Origin of the sequence: Pseudomonas sp. (assembly GCF_028293835.1) — a bacterium.
GTDB lineage: Bacteria > Pseudomonadota > Gammaproteobacteria > Pseudomonadales > Pseudomonadaceae > Aquipseudomonas.
The window spans coordinates 1-9,100 of sequence record NZ_JAQGNX010000161.1; the positions used below are offsets into that span (position 1 = coordinate 1).

A 9,100-nucleotide genomic window follows, 5' to 3' on the forward strand; every position below is an offset into this window, starting at 1 on the left:
CCGTGTCTCCTGCCGAGCTGCACGGCCTGTTGTTGGGCCGCAGTTGCGCGGGGGCCGGCTTCGAAGTCGACGGCTGGATGGTCGATGCCAGCGAAGTGCTGGGCGCACCGCCTGAAGACAACGTCCGCCAAGCATTGATCGGCTTGCAGGAGATGGTCAAAGGCGAGCTGAGCGGTGAGGACATGACGGTGGTCTTGTTGCTACCCAGTGATGACGAACCGCTCGTTGAGCGCGCCGCCGCGCTGGGCCAATGGTGCCAGGGCTTTCTCGCCGGGTTTGGCCTGAGCTTCCGCGACGGCACGCTCAGCGACGAAGCCAAGGAAGTGTTGCAAGATCTGGCGGCCATCGCCCAGGTGCAGGACGCGCTGGAAGAGTCCGAAGACGGCGAAAGCGATTACATGGAAGTGATGGAATACCTGCGCGTTGCGCCACTGTTGCTGTTCACCGAGTGCAACAAGCCCGCTGCGCCTGAGCCGAAACCTTCGTTGCATTGATCGCTCATCATCGGCGCTAGCGGCGCTCGAAAGGGGACTTCACCTGCTTATGATCCAGATCCCGAAGTCGGAATACGCCCGTCGCCGCAAAGCGCTGATGGCGCAAATGGTCCCCAACAGCATCGCGATTCTGCCAGCGGCTGCGGTGGCTATTCGCAACCGTGACGTCGAACATGTTTATCGTCAAGACAGTGACTTTCAGTACCTCAGCGGCTTTCCGGAACCGGAAGCGGTGATCGTTCTGATACCGGGACGTGAGTACGGCGAGTACGTGTTGTTCTGTCGCGAGCGCAACCCTGCGCGGGAGCTGTGGGACGGTCTGCGTGCTGGCCAGGAAGGCGCGATGCGCGATTTCGGCGCCGATGACGCGTTCCCTATCAGTGATATCGACGACATTCTTCCCGGCCTCATTGAAGGTCGTGATCGGGTGTACTCGGCTATGGGCAGCAACCCTGAATTTGATCGGCATGTGATGGATTGGATCAACGTGATCCGCTCCAAGGCGCATCTGGGCGCTCAGCCGCCGAACGAATTTGTTGCGCTGGATCATCTGCTACACGACATGCGTCTGTATAAATCAGCGGCAGAGGTGAAAGTCATGCGCAGCGCTGCCGAGATTTCTGCACGCGCGCACGTACGGGCGATGCAGGCCAGCCGTGCCGGGTTGCATGAGTTCAGCCTTGAAGCCGAACTGGATTACGAATTTCGCAAGGGTGGGGCGAAGATGGCGGCCTATGGTTCCATCGTCGCGTCAGGCCGCAATGCCTGCATTCTGCATTATCAGGAGAACGACGCCGTGCTCAAGGACGGCGACCTGGTGTTGATCGACGCAGGCTGTGAGATTGATTGCTATGCCAGCGACATCACCCGAACGTTCCCGGTCAGCGGCAAGTTTTCACCTGAGCAAAAAGCGATCTACGAATTGGTCCTCGATTCTCAGGAGGCTGCGTTTGCGCTCATCGGTCCAGGCAAGCACTGGAACCAGGCGCACGAGGCCACGGTGCGAGTGATTACCACGGGGCTGGTTGACTTGGGCTTGTTGCAGGGCGACGTCGACGCACTGATCGTCGGCGAGGCCTATAAAGCATTTTATATGCACCGTGCCGGCCATTGGCTCGGGATGGATGTGCATGATGTCGGTGATTACAAAGTGGGCGGCGAATGGCGCGTGCTGGAGGTCGGCATGACCCTGACCGTGGAGCCGGGTATTTATATCGCCCCGGACAATCAGAGCGTCGCGAAGAAATGGCGAGGGATTGGTGTGCGGATCGAGGATGACGTCGTGGTGACCAAACAAGGGTGTGAAGTGCTTTCAGGTGGCGTGCCGAAAACCGTCGCGGCCATCGAGGCCTTAATGGCCGCTGCCCGCGCCGAGGCTGCATGAGCCGGGTCAATATCGCAATCGTGGGTGGCGGACTGGTCGGCGCAAGCCTGGCCCTTGCGCTGCAAGCCGGAGCCAAGGGGCGAGGCTGGAAGATCGTTTTGATCGAGCCCTTCGCCCCCGGCGGTTCTTACCAGCCTGACTCTTATCACCCTAGCTACGACGCTCGCTCGTCCGCACTGTCGTTCGGTGCGCGTAAAATTTATGAACGTCTCGGCCTGTGGCAGCAGATCAGTCGCCGTGCTGAGCCTATCCTGCAGATTCAGGTGTCTGACCGTGGGCGCTTCGGTGCGGCACGCTTGTCGGCCCTGGAAGAAGGCGTGCCGGCATTGGGCTACGTGGTTGAAAACGCTTGGCTGGGTCAGTGCCTGTGGCAAGGTTTGGACAAGGAAGTGATCAGCTGGCGCTGCCCGGCCGAGGTCAAGCGCATGCAGGCTTTGGGCGATGGGTATCGGCTGACGCTGGATGACGAAACCGAGCTTGAATGTGACCTGGCGATTCTTGCAGATGGCGGCCGCTCCGGATTGCGTGAGCAATTGGGGATTGGTGTGACCGAACGCCCTTACAACCAAAGTGCGCTGATTGCCAATATCACCCCGAGCGAAGCGCATTGCGGGCAAGCCTTCGAGCGCTTCACCGATGAAGGGCCGATGGCGTTGTTACCCTTGCCGGAAAATCGTTGCGCCTTGGTCTGGACCCGCACCGGTATGGACGCCGAGCGTCTGGCCGCGTTGGATGAGCGTAGTTTTCTCAGTGAGTTGCAGGGTGTGTTCGGTTATCGCCTGGGGGCATTACGTCAGGTCGGTGCGCGACATCTTTATCCGCTCAAACTGATCGAGGCTGAAGAGCAGGTACGGCCGCATTTGGCGGTGCTAGGGAATGCCGCCCATAGCCTGCACCCGATTGCCGGGCAGGGTTTCAACCTGTCATTGCGCGACGCTAATGCGTTGGCCGAAGCACTGCTGGCAAGCAACAGTCTGCCGGGCGACTTTCCCACGTTAGAAGGCTATCGCGAGCGCCAACGGATGGATCAACAGATGACCGTGGGCTTCTCCGATAAAGTGACGCGTTTGTTTGGCAGCCATCAGCCGTTGGTTGGCGTTGGACGCAACCTTGGATTGTTGGGTCTGGATCTGTTGCCGCCTGCCAAGCGCTGGTTCGCCCGTCAAGCCATGGGTCTGGGAACTCGATCCGATGTGTGATGCCTCTTTATTTACACCACTGGCGGGAATGATTTAAAGCATGGAAACGCGCGCAGATCTGCTGATTGTCGGGGCCGGAATGGTCGGTAGCGCCCTGGCGCTGGCGTTGCAAGACAGCGGGCTGGATATATTGCTGCTCGATGGCGGCCCTATGAGCGTCATGCCGTTCGATTCGCAGTCGGCATTTGAGCCACGGGTCAGCGCGTTATCCGCTGCAAGCCAGCGGATTCTTGAGCGCTTGAATATATGGGACGCCATGGTCGCGCGGCGGGTCAGCCCATATGGCGAGATGCAGGTGTGGGACGGCAGCGGGACCGGGCAGATTCATTTCTCCGCAGCCTGCGTGCACGCGGATGTGCTGGGTCATATCGTGGAAAATCGTGTGGTCCAGGACGCATTGCTGGAGCGCTTGCACGACAGCGATATTGGCCTGCTGGCCAACGCGAGATTGGAGCAGATGCGTCGATCCGGTGATGATTGGTTGCTGACCCTGGCTGACGGCCGTACCTTGCGTGCGCCCTTGGTAATCGCTGCCGATGGCGCCAATTCCGCCGTGCGTCGTCTGACAGGCTGTGCCACCCGGGAATGGGACTATCTGCATCACGCCATCGTTACCAGCGTACGCACTGCGGACGACCATCAAAACACCGCCTGGCAGCGCTTCACCGATGAGGGGCCGCTGGCCTTTCTGCCGTTGGAACGAGAGGGCGAACATTGGTGCTCCATCGTTTGGTCGGTGACCCCAACCGAAGCCGCGCGCCTGATGGCGCTCAGTGATGAATTATTCTGTCGCGCCTTGGAAAAAGCCTTCGAAGGCCGTCTTGGTGAAGTATTAAGTGCTGACCCTCGGTTGTGCGTGCCGTTGCGTCAGCGACACGCCAAACGTTATGTCGCTGAAGGCCTGGCACTGATCGGTGATGCCGCGCACACGATCCACCCGCTGGCGGGGCAGGGCGTCAACCTGGGCTTTCTGGATGCCGCCGTGTTGGCCGAAGTCCTGCAACACGCCTACGTTCGCGGTGAGCGCCTCGCCGATGTGCGTGTGCTTAGCCGCTACGAGCGCCGGCGCATGCCGCACAACCTGGCGCTGATGGCTGCGATGGAAGGGCTGGAGCGCCTGTTTCAGGCCGATCCGCTGCCGGTACGCTGGTTACGCAACACCGGCCTGAAATGGGTTGATCAATTGCCAGAGGCCAAAGCGCTGTTTGTGCGTCAGGCCTTGGGTTTATCTGGGGATTTGCCAGCGCTGGCGCAAGTTTAGAAATCGATAACGCCCTCTCCTGTAGGAGCCAACGTGTTGGCGAGGCGGGTGATCACCGGGGTGTCGCAACATCCCGTAACGCCTCCGTTGTGAGTTTGGTTGAGATTGGAAATGGGATTCACTACCATTTCGCCTCAATTTTCTGACACAGGGCCATGTCCATGCAGGTAAGCAAGCGTCTTCTGACGGTCTTGACCTTGACCGTGCTTGCCAGCGGCGCTCAAGCCGCCGACGAAGTCGTGGTGTATTCATCGCGTATCGATGAACTGATCAAGCCGGTGTTCGACGCCTATACCGCTGAAACCGGGGTAAAGATCAAATTCATCACGGACAAGGAAGCGCCGTTGATGCAGCGGATCAAAGCCGAAGGCGAGAACGCCACGGCTGACTTGCTGCTGACGGTGGATGCCGGCAACCTCTGGCAAGCCGAGGAGATGGGCATTCTTCAGCCGTTTACCTCCCCACTGATCGACGCGAACATTCCTAAGCAGTACCGCTCATCCACCCACAGCTGGACGGGCCTCAGTCTGCGCGCGCGAACCGTTGCTTACTCGACTGACCGGGTCAAACCCGAAGACCTATCGACCTATGAAGCACTGGCGGGCAAAGAATGGGAAGGTCGCTTGTGCCTGCGCACGGCGAAAAAAGTCTATAACCAATCGCTGACTGCAACCTTGATCGAAACCCACGGCCCCGAGGCGACTGAGACGATCCTCAAGGGCTGGGTCAACAACCTTTCAACCGATGTGTTCTCGGACGACATCGCCGTGCTGGAAGCGATCAATGCCGGGCAATGCGATGTCGGTATCGTCAATACCTACTATTACGGCCGCCTGCACCAGCAAAACCCGACACTGGCCGTGAAGCTGTTTTGGCCGAATCAGTCCGATCGCGGGGTGCATGTCAATTTGTCGGGGGTTGGTCTGACCAGACATGCGCCACATCCAGAAGCCGCGAAGGCGCTGGTGGAGTGGATGACCGAACCTGCAGCGCAAAAAATCTTCGCCGACATTAACCAGGAATTTCCCGCCAATCCCACCGTCGCGCCCTCGGACGAGGTGGCCAGCTGGGGCACATTCAAGGCCGACACCCTTGGGGTCGAAGTGGCCGGCAAACGCCAGGCTGAAGCGATCCGCATGATGGATCGGGTGGGTTGGAATTGATCCAGCGTTAAACCAGTTATCTGTAGGAGCCAACGTGTTGGCGAGCGCTTGACGCGCAAAGCCTGACCCGCGGCCTCGCCAACACGTTGGCTCCTACAGTTTCGTGCTTTTCTGAACAGAGAACCCCTTGGCCCATCCCGCCCCACGCCGTTGGTACCCGCCTGTCTTCGCCATCGCGGCATTGGTGCTATTGCCCCTCAGCGTCTTGCTGTTGTCGTGGCAAACCATCGACACACACATCTGGGCGCACCTGTGGCAAACCCAGATGCTGCGCTTGCTGGGTAATACGCTGCAGCTGGTGATCGGCGTAGGAATCGGCGTTACCGTGTTGGGGGTTAGCCTTGCCTGGTTGACCAGTTTGTGTGAATTCCCCGGCCGACGGTGGCTCGACTGGGCGCTGATGCTGCCATTCGCGATCCCAGCGTACGTGCTGGCGTTTGTTTTCGTCGGATTGCTGGATTTTGCCGGTCCCGTACAAACACTGCTGCGTGAATGGTTCGGCAGCGGTCTGCGTCTGCCGCGAGTGCGCTCCACCGGAGGCGTGATCATCGTACTGGTGCTGGTGTTTTACCCGTACGTGTACCTGCTGGCGCGTACGGCATTTCTCGCCCAGGGCAGAGGCTTGATGGAAGCTGCGCGAATTCTGGGGCAAACACCATGGCAAGCCTTCTGGCGGGTCGCACTGCCCATGGCGCGGCCCGCGATTGGTGCCGGTGTGGCGCTGGCATTAATGGAAACCCTGGCCGACTTCGGTGCGGTGGCCGTGTTCAACTTCGACACCTTCACGACCGCCATCTACAAAACCTGGTACGGCTTCTTCAGCCTGTCCAGTGCGGCGCAACTGGCGAGTCTGCTGCTGCTGGCCGTCATGCTGATCTTATATGGCGAGCACCGTGCTCGCGGTGCTCATCGGCCTGGTAACGAACGGCCCAGGGTCAAAGCGCTATACCACCTGCGCGGTTGGAAAGCGTTGGCGGCCAGTGGCTGGTGTGCGTTGGTTTTCTCCTGTGCGTTCGCAATCCCGCTGCTGCAGTTAATCCTGTGGTGCTGGCAGCGTGGACGGTTCGATCTGGATGATCGTTATGTCGCCCTTATCCTCCACACACTTTATCTGGGCCTGATGGCGGCGCTGATCATCGTCAGCGTCGCTCTGATGCTTGCCTTCGCCCGGCGGTTGTCGCCGACCCCCGCCATCCGTTCGGCAGTGAGCCTGGCCAACCTCGGTTATGCGCTGCCGGGGTCGGTATTGGCCGTGTCGATCATGTTGGCCTTCAGCTATTTGGATCGCGCGTGGGTCATCCCGCTGTCGACGTGGTTTGGCGGCACCGGTAAACCGCTGTTGCTGGGCAGCCTGGCCGCACTGCTGTTGGCGTATCTGGTGCGTTTCATCGCGGTGGCCTACGGACCGCTGGAAAGCAGCCTGGCGCATATCCGGCCTTCCCTGCCTGAAGCAGGTCGCAGTTTGGGCGTCAGCGGCCCGCGGCTGTTTCTCACCATTTACGTGCCGTTGTTGCTGCCGGGGGCGCTGAGCGCCGCGTTACTGGTGTTTGTCGATGTACTCAAAGAGATGCCGGCTACATTGCTTATGCGTCCATTCGGGTGGGATACATTGGCAGTCAGAATTTTCGAAATGACCAGTGAAGGCGAGTGGGCGAGGGCCGCATTGCCCGCATTAACGCTGGTGATAGTGAGCCTTCTACCGGTCATCGGTTTGATCCGACGTTCAGCCCGTCAGACACGCTAGGTGCGGGTCTACCCCCATGCGGCTACAATGCGCCGCAATCGGTGCGGTCTGTCGGACAATTCCGGTCGTTGAAATCTGCCGTAAGCCTTTATTCATCGGGCTTTGCTCCAGTGTCGCGACTCTCCGCATCTTCGCCACGCCCGGAAGGAGAAACCCATGGGACAGCGTACGCCGCTCTTTGACCTGCACCTCGCCCTCGGTGCCAAAATGGTCGATTTTGGTGGTTGGGATATGCCATTGCATTACGGCTCACAAGTCGATGAGCACCATCAAGTGCGCCGCGACTGTGGGGTGTTTGACGTCTCTCACATGACCGTAATCGATATCGCCGGAAGTCAGGCCAAGGCTTGGCTTCAACAGCTGCTTGCAAATGACGTCGGTCGTTTGACCCAGTTGGGTCGAGCGCTTTATAGCGCAATGCTCAACCGCGACGGCGGGGTGATCGACGACATGATCGTCTATCTCACTGAAAGCGGTTATCGGTTGGTCGTCAACGCCGCGACCGGCGCCAAGGACTTGGCCTGGATGCGCACGCACCTGGCCGACTTCGACGTGCAACTGACCGAGCGCGATGATTTAGCAATGCTGGCCATTCAGGGGCCCCATGCGCGGCCCAAAGTAGCCGAGTTAGTGACCGGCGAACGCGGTGCGCTGATCCAACAGCTGAAGCCCTTTGAAGGCCGTAATGAAGGCGATTGGTTCATTGCCCGTACCGGCTACACCGGGGAGGACGGTCTGGAAATTATTCTTCCGGTCGACCAGGCCTGTGGTTTTTTCAACGATTTGGTCGGTGCGGGCATTTCACCCATCGGTTTGGGAGCCCGTGACACATTACGGCTTGAAGCCGGTATGAACTTGTACGGTCAGGACATCGATGAGCAGGTGTCGCCCTTGGTGGCCAACATGGCCTGGACCATCGCCTGGGAGCCTGCCAGTCGTGACTTTATCGGCCGCAGCGCGCTGGAAAGTGAGCGTGTGGCCGGGGTCAAATCCAAACTGGTCGGCCTGGTGTTGGAAGAGCGCGGCGTTTTGCGTGCGCATCAGGTCGTCCGGATTACAAAAATTGGCGAAGGGGAGATCACCAGTGGTAGTTTCTCGCCTACGCTAAGCAAGTCGATTGCTTTGGCACGCGTGCCGATGGCAACTGCTGACCGGGCCGAAGTGGAAATCCGCGGCAAGTGGTATCCGGTTCGCGTGGTACAACCTAATTTCGTACGTCATGGCAAAGCCCTGATTTAACTTCTCTGGCGGGTTTTCCGCTGACCTGATGTAGAGGATGGATAAATGAGCAATATTCCTGCTGAGCTGCGTTTCGCCGAGAGTCATGAATGGGCTCGTCTTGAAGCTGATGGAACAGTTACCGTCGGGATCTCCGACCATGCGCAAGAGGCACTAGGCGACGTTGTGTTCGTGGAGCTGCCAGAAATCGGTAAAGTCTTCGCTGCAGGCGATGCCGCTGGCGTGGTTGAGTCGGTTAAAGCTGCTTCGGACATTTATTCGCCAATCTCTGGCGAAGTGTTTGAAGTTAACGAAAGCTTGGGCGGCGAGCCTGAGCTTCTGAACAGCGCTCCCTACACATCCTGGATTTTCAAGCTCAAGCCGAGCGACAAAGCTGAGCTGGACAAACTGTTGGATTCAGCCGCTTATCAAAGCGCGATTGGCGAATAATCAGTTTCCGGCTGCAAAAAAAAAGCCTCGATTAATCGAGGCTTTTTACTTGAAACTTGAAGCTCAATAGCTATTTATCAGCTACCAGGTTTTTATCCAGGATCGCATTGGCCAGTTCCATATCCGTTGCTTTCAGGCCTGGATTGTCTGTACGCACTTGTTGCATGGCTGCTTCCAGGAACGGGCC

Annotated in this window: 9 protein-coding genes; 8 read left to right on the forward strand and 1 reads right to left on the reverse strand. The window is 58.9% G+C overall.

The window, feature by feature from the left end:
• The 8 genes from JWR17_RS21585 to gcvH all read left to right on the forward strand — a co-directional run.
• Nucleotides 1-494, forward strand: a 494-nt coding sequence (locus tag JWR17_RS21585; RefSeq protein ID WP_299834650.1) for a YecA family protein, incomplete at its 5' end; no start/stop codon positions are given.
• Between the two features lie 49 nt (nucleotides 495-543).
• Entirely contained in the window at nucleotides 544-1,878 is a 1,335-nt protein-coding gene (pepP, locus tag JWR17_RS21590; RefSeq protein ID WP_299834652.1) for a Xaa-Pro aminopeptidase, read from the forward strand.
• Nucleotides 1,875-3,077, forward strand: a complete 1,203-nt coding sequence (ubiH, locus tag JWR17_RS21595) for a 2-octaprenyl-6-methoxyphenyl hydroxylase (protein WP_299834654.1) — start codon at nucleotides 1,875-1,877, stop codon at nucleotides 3,075-3,077. Before pepP ends, ubiH begins: the two co-directional genes overlap by 4 nt.
• A gap of 40 nt (nucleotides 3,078-3,117) precedes the next feature.
• Nucleotides 3,118-4,338, forward strand: a complete 1,221-nt coding sequence (locus tag JWR17_RS21600; RefSeq protein ID WP_299834655.1) for a 2-octaprenyl-3-methyl-6-methoxy-1,4-benzoquinol hydroxylase — start codon at nucleotides 3,118-3,120, stop codon at nucleotides 4,336-4,338.
• A gap of 161 nt (nucleotides 4,339-4,499) precedes the next feature.
• Entirely contained in the window at nucleotides 4,500-5,501 is a 1,002-nt protein-coding gene (locus JWR17_RS21605) for an extracellular solute-binding protein (RefSeq protein ID WP_299834657.1), read from the forward strand.
• A 127-nt stretch (nucleotides 5,502-5,628) separates the two neighbouring features.
• Entirely contained in the window at nucleotides 5,629-7,245 is a 1,617-nt protein-coding gene (locus JWR17_RS21610; RefSeq protein ID WP_299834659.1) for an iron ABC transporter permease, read from the forward strand.
• 156 nt (nucleotides 7,246-7,401) lie between these two features.
• Nucleotides 7,402-8,484, forward strand: a complete 1,083-nt coding sequence (gcvT, locus tag JWR17_RS21615; protein ID WP_299834660.1) for a glycine cleavage system aminomethyltransferase GcvT — start codon at nucleotides 7,402-7,404, stop codon at nucleotides 8,482-8,484.
• Nucleotides 8,485-8,529: 45 nt separating this feature from the next.
• Entirely contained in the window at nucleotides 8,530-8,913 is a 384-nt protein-coding gene (gene gcvH / locus JWR17_RS21620) for a glycine cleavage system protein GcvH (protein WP_299834661.1), read from the forward strand.
• Nucleotides 8,914-8,983: 70 nt separating this feature from the next.
• On the opposite strand, the gene JWR17_RS21625 is transcribed toward gcvH, so the two are convergent.
• Nucleotides 8,984-9,100: DUF2388 domain-containing protein (locus tag JWR17_RS21625; protein WP_299834663.1), on the reverse strand; the 117-nt coding region annotated here is incomplete at its 5' end.